General features: G+C 28.0%; 15 protein-coding genes, 1 other RNA gene and 1 pseudogene. 14 read left to right on the plus strand and 3 right to left on the minus strand.

Annotated features, from left to right (window positions below):
• Nucleotides 1-1,222: DUF2972 domain-containing protein (locus GQV94_RS02090; RefSeq protein WP_200169322.1), on the plus strand; the 1,222-nt coding region annotated here is incomplete at its 5' end.
• Between the two features lie 80 nt (nt 1,223-1,302).
• Here GQV94_RS02090 and rpoD read toward each other — a convergent pair.
• On the minus strand, nt 1,303-3,174 hold the full coding sequence (gene rpoD, locus GQV94_RS02095) for an RNA polymerase sigma factor RpoD (RefSeq protein WP_325099554.1): 1,872 nt from the start codon (nt 3,172-3,174) through the stop codon (nt 1,303-1,305).
• Nucleotides 3,175-3,317: 143 nt separating this feature from the next.
• Here rpoD and GQV94_RS02100 point away from each other — a divergent pair, with 143 nt between their 5' ends.
• The 11 genes and pseudogenes from GQV94_RS02100 to GQV94_RS02150 all read left to right on the plus strand — a co-directional run bounded on the left by GQV94_RS02100 (nt 3,318) and on the right by GQV94_RS02150 (nt 16,755).
• On the plus strand, nt 3,318-4,130 hold the full coding sequence (locus GQV94_RS02100) for a flagellar hook-basal body protein (protein ID WP_200169442.1): 813 nt from the start codon (nt 3,318-3,320) through the stop codon (nt 4,128-4,130).
• A gap of 16 nt (nt 4,131-4,146) precedes the next feature.
• A complete protein-coding gene (flgG, locus tag GQV94_RS02105; protein WP_131186330.1) occupies nt 4,147-4,938 on the plus strand; it encodes a flagellar basal-body rod protein FlgG in 792 nt (263 codons plus the stop codon).
• Between the two features lie 205 nt (nt 4,939-5,143).
• Nucleotides 5,144-7,912 (plus strand): periplasmic nitrate reductase subunit alpha, encoded by a 2,769-nt coding sequence (gene napA, locus GQV94_RS02110; RefSeq protein ID WP_200169324.1) that lies wholly within the window; start codon nt 5,144-5,146, stop codon nt 7,910-7,912.
• Nucleotides 7,913-7,917: 5 nt separating this feature from the next.
• Complete coding sequence (gene napG / locus GQV94_RS02115) at nt 7,918-8,664, plus strand: ferredoxin-type protein NapG (protein ID WP_200169325.1); 747 nt, start codon at nt 7,918-7,920, stop codon at nt 8,662-8,664.
• Entirely contained in the window at nt 8,661-9,443 is a 783-nt protein-coding gene (gene napH, locus GQV94_RS02120; RefSeq protein WP_200169326.1) for a quinol dehydrogenase ferredoxin subunit NapH, read from the plus strand. Before napG ends, napH begins: the two co-directional genes overlap by 4 nt.
• On the plus strand, nt 9,443-9,964 hold the full coding sequence (locus GQV94_RS02125; RefSeq protein WP_200169327.1) for a nitrate reductase cytochrome c-type subunit: 522 nt from the start codon (nt 9,443-9,445) through the stop codon (nt 9,962-9,964). The genes napH and GQV94_RS02125 overlap by 1 nt, the downstream gene beginning before the upstream one ends.
• A 3-nt stretch (nt 9,965-9,967) precedes the next feature.
• Nucleotides 9,968-10,885 (plus strand): WD40 repeat domain-containing protein, encoded by a 918-nt coding sequence (locus tag GQV94_RS02130; RefSeq protein ID WP_200169328.1) that lies wholly within the window; start codon nt 9,968-9,970, stop codon nt 10,883-10,885.
• Entirely contained in the window at nt 10,882-11,217 is a 336-nt protein-coding gene (locus GQV94_RS02135) for a chaperone NapD (protein ID WP_200169329.1), read from the plus strand. The genes GQV94_RS02130 and GQV94_RS02135 overlap by 4 nt, the downstream gene beginning before the upstream one ends.
• Nucleotide 11,218: 1 nt before the next feature.
• Nucleotides 11,219-11,389 (plus strand): hypothetical protein, encoded by a 171-nt coding sequence (locus tag GQV94_RS02140; protein ID WP_200169330.1) that lies wholly within the window; start codon nt 11,219-11,221, stop codon nt 11,387-11,389.
• Between the two features lie 1,600 nt (nt 11,390-12,989).
• Nucleotides 12,990-14,819: pseudogene (locus GQV94_RS02145) on the plus strand (autotransporter outer membrane beta-barrel domain-containing protein); the annotation flags it as partial.
• Nucleotides 14,820-15,000: 181 nt separating this feature from the next.
• A complete protein-coding gene (locus tag GQV94_RS02150; RefSeq protein ID WP_200169331.1) occupies nt 15,001-16,755 on the plus strand; it encodes a hypothetical protein in 1,755 nt (584 codons plus the stop codon).
• Nucleotides 16,756-16,904: 149 nt separating this feature from the next.
• Here the strand turns inward: GQV94_RS02150 and ssrA are convergent.
• Together ssrA and GQV94_RS02160 are read right to left on the minus strand one after the other, a co-directional pair.
• Nucleotides 16,905-17,264: a transfer-messenger RNA gene (gene ssrA / locus GQV94_RS02155) on the minus strand.
• A 1-nt stretch (nt 17,265) separates the two neighbouring features.
• The gene (locus GQV94_RS02160) at nt 17,266-17,676 is read right to left on the minus strand and encodes a histidine phosphotransferase (protein WP_200169332.1); all 411 of its coding nucleotides are present in this window, start codon (nt 17,674-17,676) and stop codon (nt 17,266-17,268) included.
• A gap of 210 nt (nt 17,677-17,886) precedes the next feature.
• On the opposite strand from GQV94_RS02160, the gene ruvB reads away from it, so the two are divergent.
• Nucleotides 17,887-18,894 carry a Holliday junction branch migration DNA helicase RuvB gene (gene ruvB / locus GQV94_RS02165; RefSeq protein ID WP_200169333.1) on the plus strand — a complete coding sequence of 336 codons (1,008 nt, stop codon included), beginning with the start codon at nt 17,887-17,889 and terminating at the stop codon, nt 18,892-18,894.
• Nucleotides 18,895-18,900: 6 nt separating this feature from the next.
• Entirely contained in the window at nt 18,901-19,944 is a 1,044-nt protein-coding gene (locus GQV94_RS02170) for an AI-2E family transporter (RefSeq protein ID WP_200169334.1), read from the plus strand.
• Nucleotides 19,945-19,958: the final 14 nt, after the last annotated feature.

Here is a 19,958-nt window from a genome sequence, read left to right on the forward strand (position 1 = left end):
ACTTGATTCAAATAAATTAAAAGATATAAATGAAGAATTAAATTATCATACTATTGATGCTAATCTTGCTTGGGATTTAAACTTACCTTTGCCTGATAATTATGAGTTTATGTGGTTTTTTAATTCTTGTAGTGGTTCTAATGCAATGTATAAATTTTTTGAGTATTGTAATATTAAAGCTCTTGCTCATCCAGCTTTAACTGGAAAAGTTATGTATAAAGATATGTATCATTATATTAGAGATTCGGAGTATTCTATAGCTGTAGTTCCTCCTATAATGCAAAATTTTTATAATGGGCAATTTCATATGAATAAGAAGCTTTTACATTTATATTTTAAACATACAGATATAGTTTTTATAGTTAGAGATCCTATAAGTATTTGTAAGACAGCCTTAAATCATATCCATAATTTCAAAGTTTATAATAGCATTTCTTTTGAGATGAAAAATGTCAATCTTAATGAAAATAAAAATTATGTTTTTCCAAAATTATATTATGCATATTCGGAAAATAAACCAAATGTTAAAGATCTTGATAAAGTTTTAAATAATAATGAATTTTATTTTACAGTAAGCAAAAGAATTAATTTTTTTAAAAAAGTAACAAAAAATATTAGATGTATAGAATTTTCCCAGATTGGTTTTGATAATGCATATAATACTTTTTTAAATTTATCAAAATATTATAATTTTGTAGTGCCCAAAGATGAATCTGTGTTTAAAAATAGAGTTGATCGAGATAACGGAAATTTAATAGTTTTACCAGTGGAATTATATTTTGATTATAAAGATCACAAAACTACTTTTTTAGTTGCAACAAAGCAATTAATAATTTCAAATTCTAAATACAGTCAATTAAGAGATATCACTTTTGATATAATTAATTGGAATTTAACTTATAATAATATTGTAATTTTAGTTAATAATTTTGATTTTAATTTTTTAAAACAAAATAGTAAAATAAAAGATACTTGTAGAGATAAAATAAAACAATATATTCAAGCCTTAGAGTTAAATGAAAATCAAAGAATAGAAAATTCTCTCAATGAAGAACAAATTTTAGAGTATTTAAAAGAGCAAAAAGACTTAAGGAATAGATTAAAAAATTTAATAGATGATAATTTAGCTTATGTTAAAGAAAATCATCCAGAATACATAGAAAAATGGAAATACTATAAAGAATTTGAAAAAATGTGTGAAGAATTAGATGGAGGGAGTTAAAAAATTAATAGTAAAAATTTTTATCCTATAATAAAACCTATTACTTTTAAAGGTTTGATAAAAAATAAAAGATGAAAAAATTATTTCCATCCTTCTATATAATTTTTAAGTTTTCTTCCAACTTTAGGGTGTTTTAATTTTTTAATAGCTGAACTTTCTATTTGACGCACTCTTTCCCTAGTTACATTAAGTTCTTTACCAATTTCTTCTAAAGTTCTATCGCTCTCATCATCCATTAAGCCAAAACGCATACGAATGACAGCTTTTTCTCTATCATTGAGCTGATCTAAAACTTCATCAATTTGTTCTTTTAAATCATCTTTTAAAATATGATCCATAGGAGAGAGTGAATTTCTATCTTCTACAAAATCTCCAAATTTTCCATCATCTTCATTGCCTATAGGAGCTTCTAATGATATAGGTTCTTTTGTGATTTTAATTACTTGTTTAACTTTATCTACACTTAAACCCACTTCTTTAGCTATGATGCTTACATCAGGTTCTTTGCCATTTTTTTGTAAGTGTTCGCGTATGATTTTATTGATTTGATTAATAGTTTCTATCATATGTATAGGAATTCTAATTGTTCTTGCTTGATCGGCAATTGCTCTTGATATAGCTTGTCTTATCCACCAAGTAGCATAGGTTGAGAATTTATAACCTCTTTTATATTCAAATTTATCTACAGCTTTCATAAGACCTATATTACCTTCTTGTATAAGATCCAAGAAAGGCAATCCTCGATTTGTATAGCGTTTTGCGATACTTACCACTAAACGTAAATTTGATTTAGCCATTCTTGCTTTAGCCTCGTCTGAAATTTTCTTTCCACGTTTAATTTGTTCTAAAATTTCTTTAAGATGATTTTTTTCAAGATCAAATCCTTTTTTACTAGCCTCTTTAGTTTGAAAGAGTTTTTTTATTTCCATATATGTGCTAACCATGGTAGTTTCTAGTGATTTTTCAGCAATTTCTTCTTTGCTTAATTTTGTAATATCTTTTAAAATATTTGCATGACGTGTCTTAAGTTCTTCTGAAAACATTGGTAAGCGATATTCTAAGCGTTTAAGCTCTTTATCAAATTCTTCATCACTCTTAAGAGCTGTTTCCATTGACTTTACAATCTCTGAAATAAGTTTTGAAGTAGGGCCTAAATCCATAAGTTTTTCTTTGAGAATATTCTTTTTAAAAGCAATGCTTAATTTATCAAGTAATTCATCATTATTGCTTTCCTTGTCTGTTTTACTCACTTTAAGCCAATCTTTTTTTGCTTTTTCTAGGGCTTTGAATTTTTCTATAACTTTTAAAGTTCTTTCATCTTCTTTTTTCTTATTTTTTTTATTTTTGTCATCATTTTCATTTTCTAATTCTTCATCTTCTTCAAGCTCATCATTTTTATCATCATTTTTATCATCATCATCAAAACTTTTAAAAAGTTCTTTTACTCTTCTTTCTCTATTGATAAGAGGTTCTTTATAATCTAAGATAAAATCAATCAAATAAGGAACAGAACAAAAAGCATCAATTATAATATCTTCGCCTAGTTCTATTTTTTTAGAGATTTCTACTTCTTCATCTTTACTAAGCAGAGCAATTTGCCCCATTTCCCTTAAGTACATACGCACAGGAGAATCTGATCTACTCCATTCCAATAAATCATTTTCATTTGCTAAATCAAATTCGCTTTCCAAGCTTGTATCTTGAAGCTTTTGTTTTTCTTCTTGCAATCTTTTAGCATCTTCTATATTTTTAATCTGAGCAATTTCAGCCGCTGAAAAAAGTTGAACTTTATATTTTTTGATCAAAGTTTGTATTTTTTTGGCTATAGATGCGTTAGGTTGTTTTGAAAGATATTTAACTAATTTTTCATAAGTAATATAATCTTTTTCATTTTCTTTAAATAGCTCTTCTAATTCTGCTTCTTGGGTTTTTGCGCTCATTAATTTCCTTATTTCAGTTTTTACATTGAATTTAATATTTTAGCTAAAAATTTCTTAAAAATTTATATTGTATTAATATCATTTAAATTTTGAAAAATTTTTTGGAACACTCTTTGCTTAAACATTTTTTGAAAATTAAAAATATAGGTGAAAATATGCAAAATGGATATTATCAAGCAACCGGTGGTATGGTAACACAGTTTAATAGATTAGATGTGATTACAAACAATCTTGCTAATATTAATACAAGTGGTTATAAAAGAGATGATGTTGTTATTGCAGATTTTAAAAGGATTTTTAAAGAAACTCAAGATGAGTTGCCTATACAAAATCATACAAGAGATGCTTCAAGATTTGCTAATACTACGATCGATAGAGTTCCTCAAATTGATCAAGAATATACAGATTTTACAATGGGTTCTTTAAAAACTACTAATAATCCTTTAGATCTTGCAATAACTAGAGAAGATGCTTTTTATTTAGTGCAAACAAATAATGGCGAAGTAAGACTCACAAAAGATGGAAATTTTCAGCTTGATGATGAGGGTTATTTGGTAAATAAACAAGGTTATAAAGTTTTAAATTCTAATTATTTTAACAATCCCCAAAATGCGTGGATTAAAGTAAATGAAAATGCAAATTATATCAATGTTGATAAAAATGGAAATATTTCTGTTGATGGGAATCAAAACTCAAGATTGTTTATTGCTCAAGTAGATGATATAAGAGCTTTACAAAAAGATGGCGATAATGTATATAAAATCGATGATTTAACAAGAATTAGAGATTTAGATAATTCAAATGCGATAAGACAAGGTTTTTCTCAAGGATCAAATGTAAATCCTGTAACCGAAATGGTAAGTCTTATAGAGGCCAATAGAATGGTTGAAATGTATCAAAAAGTTATGACAGCGCATATGGATGATTTAAACCAAGATGCTATCAATAAACTTGCAAGCGTTAAATAAATAAAAGGATAAAACTATGATGAGATCACTTCACACTGCTGCTACAGGTATGATAGCACAGCAAACACAAATTGATGTTACTTCAAATAATATTGCAAATGTTAATACAGTTGGATTTAAAAAATCAAGAGCTGAATTTGCTGATCTTATGTATCAAACTATGAAGTATGCAGGAACTTCAACTTCTGCTACTACTCTTTCTCCTTCTGGTATAGAAGTGGGCGTTGGTGTGCGTCCAACTGCAATTACTAAAATTTTTACAGAAGGAAGTTTTAAAGCCACTAGTACAGATGGCTTAGATATGGCTATTGCGGGAAATGGATTTTTTCAAGTGCAACTTCCTGATGGAACTATAGGTTATACTAGAAATGGACAATTTACTAAAGACAATGAAGGAAATATAGTAAATTCAGATGGATATAGACTTTTACCTGAAATGACTATTCCAGAAGGAGCTATTGCGATCAATGTTGCTACAGATGGAACAGTTTCTGTTATGCTTCCAGGAGAGCAACAAGAAACCCAAATTGGACAAGTAGAGCTTGTGCAATTTATCAATCCTGCAGGACTTCATTCAATAGGTGATAATCTTTACTTAGAAACGGGTGCAAGTGGAGCTCCAGTTGCTGGAATTGCTGGTCAAGATGGCTTAGGACAAATTAAACATGGTTTTGTTGAACTTAGCAATGTTCAACTTGTTGAAGAAATGACAGATCTTATCACAGGTCAAAGAGCTTATGAGGCAGGTTCAAAGGCTATTACAACAAGCGATGATATGTTAAGCATTGTTAATCAACTCAAACGTTAATATTTTAAAAATTTCCAAATAGTTATTTGTATTATTTGGAAATTTTCTTGCTTATTAAATATTATTATTTAAATCAATTATTTAGGACTCAAAATATCCTAAATAGATATTTTGAAATTATTTCTTTTAGTTACTAAATTAATATTTTTTTTATTAAGCATAAACTATAATAAAACTTTTATCTTTAAATTTTTTGGAGGAAATAATGAATAGAAGGGATTTCATTAAGAACACCGCTATTGCAAGTGCTGCAAGTGTTGCAGGGCTTAGTGTTCCTAGTTTTGCTTCTAATGAAGAAAATTGGAAATGGGATAAAGCAGTTTGTAGATTTTGTGGAACAGGCTGTGGAATTATGATTGCTAGAAAAGATGGCAAAATAGTGGCTACAAAAGGAGATCCAGCAGCTCCAGTTAATAGAGGGCTTAATTGTATCAAGGGTTATTTTAATGCAAAAATTATGTATGGAGAGGATAGATTAGTTACTCCTTTATTACGTGTTAATGAAAAAGGCGAATTTGATAAAAAAGGTAAATTTAAACAAGTTTCTTGGCAAAGAGCCTTTGATGAAATGGAAAAGCAATTTAAAAAAACTTACAACGAATTAGGTGTTAGTGGTATAGGTATATTTGGAAGTGGTCAATATACTATTCAAGAAGGATATGCTGCATTAAAACTTGCAAAAGCTGGTTTTAGAACAAACAATATCGATCCAAATGCAAGACATTGTATGGCGTCTGCGGTAATTGGATTTATGCAAACTTTCGGTATAGATGAACCTGCAGGTTGTTATGATGATATAGAATTAACAGATACTATTATAACTTGGGGTGCAAATATGGCTGAAATGCATCCTATTCTTTGGTCAAGAGTAAGTGATAGAAAATTAAGTAATCTTGATAAAGTAAAAATAGTAAATTTAAGCACTTATTCTAATAGAACTTCAAATATAGCAGATATTGAAATTATTTTTAAACCAAATACAGATTTAGCAATTTGGAATTTTATTGCTAGAGAAATTGTATATAATCATCCAGAAGCAATAGATAAGAAATTTATTGATAAACATTGTGTTTTTGCTACAGGATATACTGATATTGGTTATGGTATGAGAAATGATCCAAATCATCCAAAATTTAAAGAATCAGAAAAAGATATAGTTGAAAAAGAAAATGTGATCACTTTAGATGATGAAGAAGCAACTTCACTTGCTTATCTTGGTGTTAAAAAAGGCGATAAATTCTATATGAAACATAGAGCTCAAGCTAGTGACAATTGGGAAATTAGCTTTGAAGAATTTAAAAAAGCTTTAAGCCCTTATACACTTGATTATGTTGCAGAAGTTTCAAAAGGTGATGATAATGAATCTTTAGAAGATTTCAAGAAAAAACTTCAACAACTAGCAAATTTATATATTGAAAAAAATCGCAAAGTAGTAAGTTTTTGGACTATGGGCTTTAATCAGCATACGCGTGGATCTTGGGTAAATGAGCAAGCTTATATGGTGCATTTATTACTAGGCAAACAATCAAAACCTGGAAGCGGAGCATTTTCTTTAACAGGACAACCAAGTGCTTGTGGAACAGCTAGAGAAGTTGGAACTTTTGCACATCGTTTGCCAGCAGATATGGTTGTTGCAAATCCAAAACATAGAGAAATTTCAGAAAAAATTTGGAAAGTTCCTGCAAAAACTATCAATCCAAAACCAGGTTCTCCTTTTGTTGATATAATGAGAAATTTAGAAGATGGAAAAATAAAATTCATTTGGGTTCAAGTAAATAATCCTTGGCAAAATACTGCCAATGCAAATCACTGGATCGATGCAGCAAGAAATATGGATAATTTTATTGTAGTAAGTGATTGTTATCCTGGAATTTCAGCAAAAGTAGCTGATCTAATTTTACCAAGTGCTATGATATATGAAAAATGGGGTGCTTACGGTAATGCCGAAAGAAGAACACAGCATTGGCGCCAACAAGTTTTACCTGTAGGTGAAGCTATGAGTGATACTTGGCAAATTATGGAATTTGCAAAAAGATTTAAACTCAAAGAAGTATGGAAAGAGCAAAAAGTAGATGATAAATTAACCTTGCCAAGTGTTTTAGAAGATGCTAAAAATATGGGATATAACGAAGAAGATACTTTATATGATGTTCTTTTTGCAAATGCTGAAGCTAAAGGTTTTAGCACAGAAGATGAAGTAGCCAAAGGATTTGACAATACTGATGCAAAAGGTGATGAAAGAAATATCATAGGAAGCGATGGTAAAGAATTTAAAGGTTATGGATTTTTCGTTCAAAAATATCTTTGGGAAGAATACCGCAAATTTGGTTTAGGTCATGGTCACGATTTGGCAGAATTTGACACTTATCATAAAGTAAGAGGATTAAGATGGCCAGTTGTTAATGGAAAAGAAACACAATGGCGTTTTAATACTAAATTTGATTATTATGCAAAAAAAGCTGCTCCAAATTCTGATTTTGCTTTCTATGGAGAATTTGACAAAATGCTTGCTAAGGGTGATTTAATCGCTCCAAAAGATGATAAAAAATATAGCATTAAAAATAAAGCAAAAATTTTCTTTAGACCATTTATGAAAGCTCCTGAAAGACCAAGCAAAGAGTATCCATTCTGGCTTGCAACGGGTAGGGTACTTGAGCATTGGCATAGCGGAACTATGACTATGCGTGTTCCTGAGCTTTATAGAGCTGTTCCTGAAGCACTTTGCTATATCAATGAAATAGATGCAAAAAATTTATCTTTAAATCAAGGTGATTTAGTTTGGATAGAATCACGTCGTGGTAAAGTAAAAGCACGTATAGATATGAGAGGTAGAAATAAACCACCTGTTGGACTTGTTTATGTGCCTTGGTTTGATGAGAATGTTTATATCAACAAAGTAACTCTAGACGCTACTTGTCCATTATCAAAACAAACCGATTATAAAAAATGTGCGGTTAAAATTACTAAGGCTTAAATTTAATGCAAAGAAGAGAATTTTTCATAAAAAGCTTTAAAAATTTGTGCCTTTGTGCCGGAGGTGGTTTTTTAGCTACTTTAGCTTTAAATGCCAAAGATAGATATTATCTTAGGCCTCCAGGTGCAGATGATGAAGAAGTATTTTTATCAAAGTGTATTCGTTGCGGACTTTGTGTTAATGCTTGTCCTTATGATACCTTAAAACTTGCTTCTTTACTTGATGCACCCCAAAATGGAACACCTTTTTTTGAAGCAAGAAAAATTCCTTGCTATTTATGCGAAGATATACCTTGCATTAGAGAATGCCCTACAGATGCTTTAGATAAAAAGTATCTTGAAAAAAAAGATGGGGTTTATGAACTTAAAATGGGTATAGCTATTATCGATAGTGCTTCATGTGTAGCACATTGGGGGATTCAATGTGATGCGTGTTATAGAGCTTGTCCTTTGATTGATAAGGCTTTAAAGCTTGAATTTAAGAGAAATGAACGCACAGCAAAACATGCTTTTTTATTACCTATCGTAGATCATGAAGTTTGTGTAGGTTGCGGACTTTGTGAGCTTGCTTGCATTACACAAGAACCAGCCATTAGAGTTTTGCCAAGAAAATTTGTTTTAGGTAAAGCAGGATCTCATTATGTTAAAGGTTGGGATAAAGAAGATGAAAAACGTTTAAATGAAAGCAATGAGGAAAAAAAATTAGATCAAAACAAAGCACAAGATTATCTTAATAATGAGGAAATGTTATGAAATATCTAATATTAAGACGTTTTACTCAGATTGCAATTTTAGTTCTTTTTAGTTTTACTAGTACTCATTTTATATTAAATGGAAATTTAAGTTCTTCTGTTCTTTTTTCAACTATTCCTTTAAGCGATCCTTTTGCTATTTTACAAATTTTCTTAGCGAGTTTAAGTATAGATATAACTATGCTTTTAGGTGCCTTGGTGGTTTTTATACTTTATGGAGTATTTTTAGGTAGAGCGTTTTGTTCTTGGGTTTGCCCTATAAATTTAATTACAGATTTTTCCGCTTTTATGCGTCAAAAATTAAATTTTAAAACAAGTAAATTTTTAATTTTAAATAAAAATTTGCGTTATTTTATTTTAGTTTTAGTATTGATTTTATCTTTTATATTCTCTTTACCTGTATTTGAAAATTTTTCTTATATAGGCATTATACATAGAGGAATTATTTTTGGTGGAACTTCTTGGATTTTTGTTGCTTTTATCATTTTTTGCATAGACACTTTCTTAAGTCCTAGAGCTATTTGCTCTCATATTTGTCCTTTGGGAGCTTTTTATGCTGTAATTTCTCGTTTTGCGATTTTAAAAATAAAGCATAATGTAGATAATTGCACTAAATGTTATCGTTGTATCAATATATGTCCAGAAAAACAAGTTTTATGGATGATAACAAAAGAAAGTTCTAGTGTAACTTCAGGAGAGTGTATACGATGTGCAAGATGTATAGAAGTTTGCGATGATAATGCTTTAAATTTTAATATATTCGATTTAAGGAAAAAATAATGAAAAAGAAAATATTTTTAGTTTCAACTGCTGCAGCTTTATTTTTGGTTGCCTGCGGAATCAATAGCGGTATAAGTTCAGAGCAAATTGGGCTTAGAAAAGCAAGTTTAGAAAATGAAAATAAAGTTGTTTTAGCAGATATTAACTATAGTGCAGCTCAACCAGGAGAAGCTAGCGTTTATGATAGATCTTATGAGAATGCACCTCCATTGATCCCGCATTCTGTAGAAGATTTATTGCCTATTACAAAAGATAACAATTCGTGTTTAAGTTGTCATGATAAAGCTATAGCAGCAGATGTTGGTGCTACTCCGATCCCTCCAACTCACTATTATGATTTTAGACACGATAAAAATACAGGCGATGTTATCAGCGATACAAGATTTAATTGTACTCAATGCCACGTGCCACAAAGTGATGCTAAACCTATAGTGGGAAATACTTTTAAAGCAGACTTTACAAATAAAGATTTACTTAAAAAATCAAACCTAATTGATGTAATCAATGAAGGAGTTAAATAAAATATGGTAAGGATATTTTTTATCCTTACTTTTTTTATACTTTATTCTTTTTCTTATGAGATAAAACTAAGTTCAAATATAAGTTCTCTAAAAAAAAATGGAGATTTTTTATATATTGGAACCGACAAAGGCGAAGTTTTCTCTTTTGGTTTAAAAAACGATAAATTAAAAAAGCTTTTTATTCTACCTAAGATCAAAACTTATTATGATGAAAGTTTTTCTCAAATTTATGATATAGATTCTTTAGAAGACAGTTTATTGATTTTAAGTGAAGGAAGTTATGGAAAAAAAGATTTATTTGTTTATAAAGACAAACAACTCACAAAACAAAAAATTCAATTAAATGATATAAGAAAAGTTTTTTTTATTAACAAATATACCATTCTCATAGCTTCAATAAGTTCTGAAATTTATCTTTTTGATATAAAAAATTTAACTTTATTAAAAAAATTTAAATTTTCACAATCAGCTTTAGGAAATTTGCAACTTAATGAAGATAAGAGTATTTTGGCATTAGGTTTTGAAAGTGGAGAAATAGAACTTTTTGATTTAAAAGAATGGAAAGTATTGTACAAATATAAACAAATTCACAAAGACAATATCTATCAAATAGATTTTAAAAAAAATATTATCTTAAGTTGTTCTACTGATAGACGTATAGGCATTATAAAAAACAATAAAGAAAATTTTTTACAACAAAATTTTTTAATTTATGCTTGTTCTTTAAGTCCTGATGGTAAAATTGCTGTTTTTAGTGATAATAATGACAATAAAACAAAGGTCTTTGGCACAGATACTTTAAAACAGCTAACTTTTTTTGATAATGAAAATTTAAGCGTTGAAAATATAATTTTTATAGATAATAAAAATTTTATTCTTTCTGGATTTTCAAATATACTTTTATTTAGGAGTTTAAAATGAATCTTTCTAGTGTTTTAATTTTAACAAAAGAAGAAAATCAAGAAAAATTGATACAAGATATCAATCAAGTTCCAAATTGTTCAGTTGAAATGAGTGAAAATGGTAAAATTATAGTAGTTATAGAAAGTGAAAATTTAGAAGATGAGTTAAATTCTTATAAAAAGCTTGAAAAACTTTCTAATATAATTAGCATCAGTATGGTTTTTTCTTATCAAGATTTAGATGACGATATACAAAAAGCTATCAATAGTGGTGCCATAGAAACTATAGAAAAAAATGAAAAAGCGGAAAATATAGAGTATTATGGAAGTATTTTTAGGAGATTATCTTAAAATGATTTTTTTAATCCCTTTGCTTATATTTTTTGCTGTAATTTTTGGAATTGATTATTTATATTTTTCTGATGAAGATTTAGCCATAAAGGAACAAAAAGAAATAAAAGCAGAAGTAAATAACTCTTTAAAACAAGAATACTTAAAGCAACTTTTTAATACTGAAAATTAATTTAATCTTTAAATTTTATATTTTTTAGTAAATATAAATTTGAAAATTTAAATTTTATCTACTTTTTAAATCCCTTAATTTTTTATTTCAAAAATTATTTAATTTTATTTTTGTAATTTCTAAAGTTATAAAAAAATTATCAAATGATGCTTAAAACACTCATACAACAATATAAAAAGTTATCACTAAAAATAATCAATTAAAAATTATTATTAATAAACTTTTAATTAAAAATATTTTATTATTCCAAAAAAGTTTATTATTTATATTTTATTACTTTTTTATTTTCTTTTTTAAAATAAACAATCAAAGGAGTTTTAAACAATGGATCAAAAACATAGTTTAAAAGAGATTTCGGGGGGGGGGGATTGAAAAAAACCATTCTCATTCATCTAAAAAACTAGTTCTTTCTTTAGTTACAATCTCTTTTTTAAGTTCTTATTCTTATGCTACAGCTAATGTAGAAGCTTATGATGATAGCAAAACTAAATCAACAACTACTTATCAAAATACTAATACTACGATAAATGACTCACAAAACTCTACGCAAACTATAACTGGAAGTAATAATACTCTTACTATATCAAATAGTGGTTCAGTTATAGTTACTAGTTCTAGTAGTATAGCTGTTGATTTCCAAAAAGATTCTTCAACTACCACTTTTAAAAATGAAGGAACTCTTATAGGTGGAAGCAATACTTCTGGTGTTCAAGTAGGTGTAAATAGAAGTGGTGGTGCTACCATAGAAACCTTTGACAATCAAGGTATCATAGGAAATGGTTCTTCTAAATTTGGAGTAGTAGTTTGGGGAAAAGATGATTCTAAATCTAGTATTACTAATTTTAACAATAGTGGAACTATAAGTTCAAACAATGGTGAGGCTATTTATCTTGGTAATACTGAGATTACTACTTTTACTAATAGTGGGACTATAAATTCAAATAATGATAAAGGTGTTAATATTAACGCTAATGTTACTATAGATAAATTTGAAAATACTGGAATCATAAATTCAACTGGAATTATAAATCAAAATAGTCAAGGGTATAAAAGTGGAAGTGTTAATATTATCGGAGATGATAAAACTACTAATGTCGGTATAAAAACTTTTAGCAATACTGGAACTATAAGTTCTACAAATACCCATGGTGTAAATATTAGAAGTGCTACCATAGATAATTTTAGCAATAATGGAATTATAAAAACTGATGGAACAAAAGTAAATGGTAGTGATACGCGTATAGATTCTGGATTAAGAATGACTTATACTCATATAAAAAGCTTTGAAAATCAAAATAGTGGTAATATATCAGGTTTTATCGGTGTTTTACTTAATGGTTCAACGATTGAAAATTTTACCAACAAAGGAACTATAACTGGAATACAAGATAGCACTAAATCAGCAGGTATTATGGTAGGAGTTATTAATAAAGGTGATGCTTTTTCTACTATCACTCAACTTGATAATGAAGGCGTTATAACAAGCAAGGGACATGGTATTATCATATCAAATGGCAATAAGGTAGAAACTCTTACCAATAAAGGAACTATAGAAGCTAGTTTAAATGGTATAATGTTTCATAGTTATAATGATGCAACTGGTACAACAAATATCGGTAAAATCACTATAGAAAGTAATGGCGTCATTAAAGCAGGCAATGATGCAATCCACATTGATGGAAGTAAAGATGGCATTGAAGGCGAAGGTATAGACGTAAAAGGTAGATTAGAAGGTGGTAATGCTGGTATTTATATAGGAGCAGGCAAACAAGTAAATACAAGTATCACTGTATCTGGAACCATTCAAGGTAATAATGGCGGTATTATTAATACAGGAACCATAGGACAAAAAGATGTAGATGTTCAAACACACGGCATCACCATTGAAAATGGTGGAACTATTACTTCTACAAATGGATATGGTATTTTAAATACTGATAATGGAATTATCTATGGTAATATTGTAAATAGTTCAAATAATGATTTAACCTTAAAAAATGATTCTAGTGCAACCATTACAAGTGGTGTTACTAATAAAGGTAGCGGAACTATCTTCGTAAATAATCAAGGAACTATAGATAAAAATGATCAAGGATATAACTTAACCAATGAATCTACTGGTAGCATAGTCATAGAAGATTGGCTTGTAACTTCAGATGAATCAGGTAACTTAGATACTATAGTTGTAGGTGGAAATGGTTCAGGTAATGTAAGTGCAGATAATATAACCATAGATGAAGCTAATCTTGATCTAGATAATCTTGATGATATAAGTGATGTTATCAGTGGAATTGATAAAGGTAATGTAAGCAACATAACAACTAATGGTAGTGGAGATATAAACTTAATCTATGATCCTACAACAGGAAAGATTTATCAAAGCTTTAACCTTAATGCCTCTATATCAGGAGCAACCTTTAGATCTTTAGTATCTACTACAACAAGAAGATCAACCTTTATTGATAATGTTATGGGTAATTCTATGCAAAGCTTTTATCTAAGCTCTTCAAGTAGAGCTCAAAGAATGGCTATGCAAGAAAAAGGTAATTTATACTCTGATGCAAGTGATTATATAAAGAGTGATTTTAAAAATGCTTCTTATGGAATGAATAAAGAACACTCCTTATTTATACTTCCTTATGCTTCTTCACAGAATGTTGAATTATCTTTAAATGAAGAAAGTAAAGGACATACTAAAGGAACTATTATAGGTTATTCTACTTTAAAAGATAGTGGAATATATGGTGTATATGCAGGTTATGAAGATACAAAAATGAGTTCAACTTATTTTAATATCAATAATAGAACTTATTATGCAGGTTTAAAATACTTTAATACCTTATTTACTACAGAAAAAGGACAAGAAGTTTATATTAAAGCTCAAGGTAAAACAGCTTTAATTAAAAATGATTTAACTAAAAAAATAGGAAATAATGAAGCTAAAGCTGAACCTAATTCTTATGCTTATGGACTTAATGCTAATTTAGGTATGAATTTTATTAAAGATAAAGATATATTCTCACCTGAAGTTGGTTTAGCCTATGAAGGAGGTTATACAGAAGCTTTTTCTATGAAAGATACTATAGGTCAAGCTACAGTTAATGGAGGAGAGAGAACCTATGCAAACTATTTAAATCTCTTCTCTACTAAAACAAGCTTTACATGGTTTAGAGATTGGTTACCAAATTTAAAAACCTCTTTAACTCTTGGAGCTAAATTTAATATCAATCCTAGTGTAAAAGCTAAAGCTAGATTTGGTAGTGTTAAAGTAAGTGATACATTTGATCTACCAAGAGTTCAACAATATATCACAAGCTCTTTTATCATTCCTCTTAATGAAGCATTCTACTTTAGCTTAAACTACAATGGAATGTTTGATAAAGATGGTAATACCCATACAGGATATGCTCAATTTAATTATGTGTGGTAAAAGAATATAAATAATTCTAAATTAGAATAAATATAAATAACTAGTTTAATCTCCTTAACCCTAAATGACTTTAAGTTGTTTGGGGTTGTATTGATTTTATCTTTTTCAAGACGTATAATTATCTTTTTATCAAATTTATATCATAATATAAAGTTAAAATAAAATATTTTATAGGAAAACTATGTTTGATAAAATTTATTATTATTATTTTAATGCTAATTATGAAAAATGTTTAGAATTAAGTGAGAAATTTTTAAAAGAAAATTCAAAATTTGCTTTAGAATTTGCTATGCTCTCATCTTATAAACTTTCGCTTTTTAAAAAAGCTTTATACTATGCTCAAGAGCTTTTTTCTATCAATCCTACAAGTTTTAATGGTCTTATGCTTTCTAAAAGCTATATTGAAAATTTAAGATTTGATGAGGCGTTAAATCTATTGCAAAAACTTTTAGATCGTAAAGATGATTTGCAAAATGAAATTAATCTACAATTAGCTTTTCTTTATAAATTTATAAATAAATTTGATGAATCTGAAAGAATTTTTAAAGAACTTCTTTCAAAAGATTTGTATAATCTGGATCTATGGAAAGATTATGCAGAAATTTATTTTAAGAATGACTTTATCAAAGCATTAAACGCACATGAAGAATTATATAATTTTATGCAAAATTTAATAGATAAATTACAAAATGGAACCCTTATGGGACGCTATAGTCCTAATTTAAATAATCTTCAAGATAGACTCCATAGCAAAACCAAAGAAAATCTTACTATCTCTAAGATACAAGATTTTTTAACTCATCAAATTTTGCCACAAAAAGCATATTTGCTTTTTAAGCTTTTTAGGGTGAGTGATTCTTTAAAACTTTTTCAATCCTTAGAAGAAGCAAATCAGCATCATGCACAATTTTGGCAAAATTATGCTAAAGTATTGGAATTTAGTGCTAATTATCAAGGAGCTTATAATGCGTATCAAAAGTGTTTAAGTTTAAATACTCACGCAACTTATCAATTTGATCTTGCATATCTTTTAATGCGTATGGGAGTGGATGATAATTTTGAAGAGGGTAAGAAATATTATGAGAGTAGATTATTTTATGCGCATAATGAAACTTTTTCTACTTATCATTATAATGAAAGTGTAAAAGCTTTTAATAAATTTGGTGTCAATGCTTTTAAAGATAAAGAAGTTTTAGTATTTTGCGAGCAAGGTTTTGGGGATACTATAATGTATGCAAGATGTTTAGAAAAGCTTTGTAAAATTGCATCAAAAGTTTTATTTGCTCCTCAAAGTGCAATGTATGAAATGTTTAAAAATCAAATAAAAATTTTAAATTCAAATGATGATATTTTTAATAATTTAAAAGTTTTAAAAAATTTACCTAAAAAATTTGATTATGCTATCCCTATTTGCTCTTTGCCTTTTTTAATTGATATTAAATTAAGCGAAATTAAACAATTAAAAACACCAATATTAGCACAAAAAAAGCCACAAAATAAAAAGAAAAAATTAGGTATTTTTTATTTTACTCCTAATGCAGAGGGTTCTGATTTGTTAAGAAATTTTAAATTTGAATTATTATTTGATGTTTTAAAAGATTTAGATTATGAAATTGTTTCTTTTCAAATGCAATCAAACGAAAATTTACCTAAAAATATAGAGGATAGAACTAAAAAAATAAAAAATTGGAATGATACTTTAAATAATCTATCTGATATTGATTGTATGATCAGCATTGATAGTGCGATTGCTCATTTAACTTTGGCTATGGATATTCCAACGATAGTTCTTTTGCATCCTAGATTTGATTGGCGTTGGGGGAAATTTGAAGATCCTAAAAGTTTCTTTTGGCCAAAAGCAAAATGTTTTATTTTAAAAGATGAAGAAGAAATAAAAAGAAATTTACAAAAATTAATTAAAGATATTTTACATTAAAGCTTGTTTTCTATAAGCTTTAATTTTATATTTCTTTATAACTTAATAGATGTTATAAAATGTGATTTTATAAATTAAAAATAAAAATTTAATTTTTATGAAATTAAAAGTTGTAATTAATAGTGAAGATAAATATTTTTATTTAAGATTGGTGGAAGCGAGGGGAATCGAACCCCTGTCCAAAAATAATTCCACAAAGACCTCTACATACTTAGTAAAGATGAAGAATTCACCAAATCAAGCTCATCTTCCAAAACTTTAAGATTTGGCTAAGACTTTTATTTCATCTTTGATGTGTCAAATCAAAGACTACACTATCTTGTAATGACCAAATTTTAAACTAGATAGTATCGTTTAAAATTCGGGCTCAACTGAACTTACGCAGCTTTAGCGTAAGCAGGAGCAAATTTTACGTTGTTTGCGTTTAATTTTATTTAGGCTTTTAACGCTTTGCCCAAAGCGGTATGCCATCTTTGCAAACTTACTCCTGTCGAAGCCAAGTCGCTCCCATTATTTAGAAATGATATTTGGAACATTAACAATTAAAGGATTAAAAATAGCTAAAACAGAATCATCATTTTCATAAGATCTGCAATATTTTTCAAATTGATCACTCATTAAAAGCATCCAATCTGTAAATTCTTCACTTGCAGGTCCTTCAAAACGACTTGCTTGAACCATCATTTCTTCGCAAAATACACAAAAATCTGTAACTTCTTGAAGTTCTAAACGCCTTGCTGCCCAAGCAGTATTATGTGCTAAAGTTTCAAGTTCTTTTATGGCTTCTTTATATTTTTGTTTATCTGTGCCTAATTTTATAATTAATGGTTCAAAGCGATCGCACATGGTTCTAAAAAATTGCAAAAATTTCTCTATATCATCAATTTCATAATCTAATTCTAATTTTGTTAAAATTCCCATTTTTAAACCATTATTCTAAAAATTCACTTTAAATTTTATCGAATTTTAGCTAAAAACTAAATTTTAAAGTTAATAGATATTTTTAAATTTTTGGCAAAAAGTTTTAATTTATTTTTGATAAATTTCTTATAAAATATAAATAATCTTTTTATAAAAATTAAAACTATACTTTGTTAAAATTCTTCATTTAATTTTTCAAAGCAGTTTAAAATGGATAGAATAGTAGAAATAGAAAAATTTTCTTTAGATGAAACTTATGAAACCTCTCTAAGACCCTCAAATTTTGATGGATATATCGGTCAAGAAAAGATTAAAAAAAATCTTCATATTTTTATTAGTGCTGCTAAGAAGCGTAAAGAATGTTTAGATCATATTCTTTTTAGCGGACCTGCAGGACTTGGAAAAACAACTTTGGCTAATATCATTTCTTATGAAATGAATACAAATATCAAAACAACAGCAGCACCTATGATAGAAAAAAGTGGAGATTTGGCTGCTATTTTGACAAATCTTAGTGAAGGTGATATTCTTTTTATCGATGAAATTCATCGTTTAAGCCCTGCCATAGAAGAAGTGCTTTATCCAGCTATGGAAGATTATAGGCTTGATATTATTATAGGAAGTGGTCCTGCCGCACAAACAATAAAAATTGATTTGCCTAAATTTACTTTAATCGGTGCTACAACAAGAGCAGGAATGCTTAGCAATCCTTTAAGAGATCGTTTTGGAATGCAATTTCGTTTAGAATTTTATAAAAATGAAGAATTAGCTCTTATTTTGCAAAAAGCCGCAAATAAACTTGGCAAAAATTGCGATAAAAAAGCTGCACTCGAGATTGCTAAAAGATCACGTTCTACGCCAAGAATTGCTTTAAGGCTTTTAAAAAGGGTCAGAGATTTTGCTGATGTAAATGATGAAGAAAATATTAGTGAAGAAAGGGCTAAAGAGGCTTTAAATTCTTTAGGTGTTAATGAGCTTGGTTTTGATGCTATGGATTTAAGATATTTAGAACTTTTAACTTCTGCAAAGCAAAAACCTATAGGACTTGCTAGTATTGCTGCTGCATTAAGTGAAGATGAAAATACTATTGAAGATGTGATTGAACCTTATTTACTTGCTAATGGTTATATAGAAAGAACAGCCAAAGGAAGAATTGCAAGTGCAAAGAGTTTTAAAATTCTAAAACTAAATTATCAAAAAAATTTATTTGAGGATTAAAATTATATGAAAAATGGCAAAATATTTTTAATATGTTTTATCTTGGTTGTTTTAGTGCTTTTGCTTTATCTTTTTAAAAATTTTTTACTTGTTATAATAATTGCTATTTTAATGGCTGTAGCTACTTCTAATTTGCATTTAAAATTTTTAAATTTAGCTAAGGGTCATAAATTTTTAGCTACTTGTATGACTACTGCTTGTATTGTTATCCTTTTCTTTGCTCCTTTTGTTTATGCTATGATAGAATTTGTTAGAGTTTTGAAAAATTTTGATATAAATACTATTACTTATACCTTAGATTATATCAAGAATTATGAGTTTTCTCTTCCTGAATCTTTTAGTTTTTTAGAGCCAAAAATAAAAGAGTTTTTAAGTAATATTGATCTTAATACTTTTTCAAAGCAATTTTTAGCTTATGCTTCAATTTTTACCAAAAGTGGTGCTAAGTTTTTAATTGATATGGTGTTAATTTGTGTATTTTATTTTTTTGCAAATCTTTATGGAACAGAGCTCGTAATTTATATAAAATCTATTGTACCTATTGAAAAAAAAGAACTAGAAGATGTTTTAAGTGAAGTAAGTAATGTTATGGCGGTAGTACTTTATTCTATGGTTATTGTTGCTATTTTTCAAGGAGCATTGTTTGCCATTATTACTACTATTTTTGGTTATAATGGATTTTTAATGGGTGCTATTTTTTCGATAAGTTCTTTGATCCCAGCTATTGGAGGTGCTTTAATCTATGTACCTATTAGTCTTTATGAATTTGCTATGAACAATCAAAAAGCTGCCTTTTGGATTTTTGGATATTCTGTTTTAGTAATATCTTTTTTGGCGGATACTTTAATTAAACCTTTAATTATAAAATGGATCAATAAAAAGCTTGTTAAAACTCCTACTAATATCAATGAATTTTTAATCTTTTTAGCAATGATAGCTGGAATTTCTAGTTTTGGATTTTGGGGTATTATTTTAGGCCCAGCTATTTTAACTTTTTTTATTTCAACTATAAGACTTTATGTAATCTTAAAAGATAAAAATTTAATTTAAAAAAATAAATTAAA

The organism is Campylobacter sp. TTU_617, assembly GCF_016599045.1.
GTDB lineage: Bacteria > Campylobacterota > Campylobacteria > Campylobacterales > Campylobacteraceae > Campylobacter_D.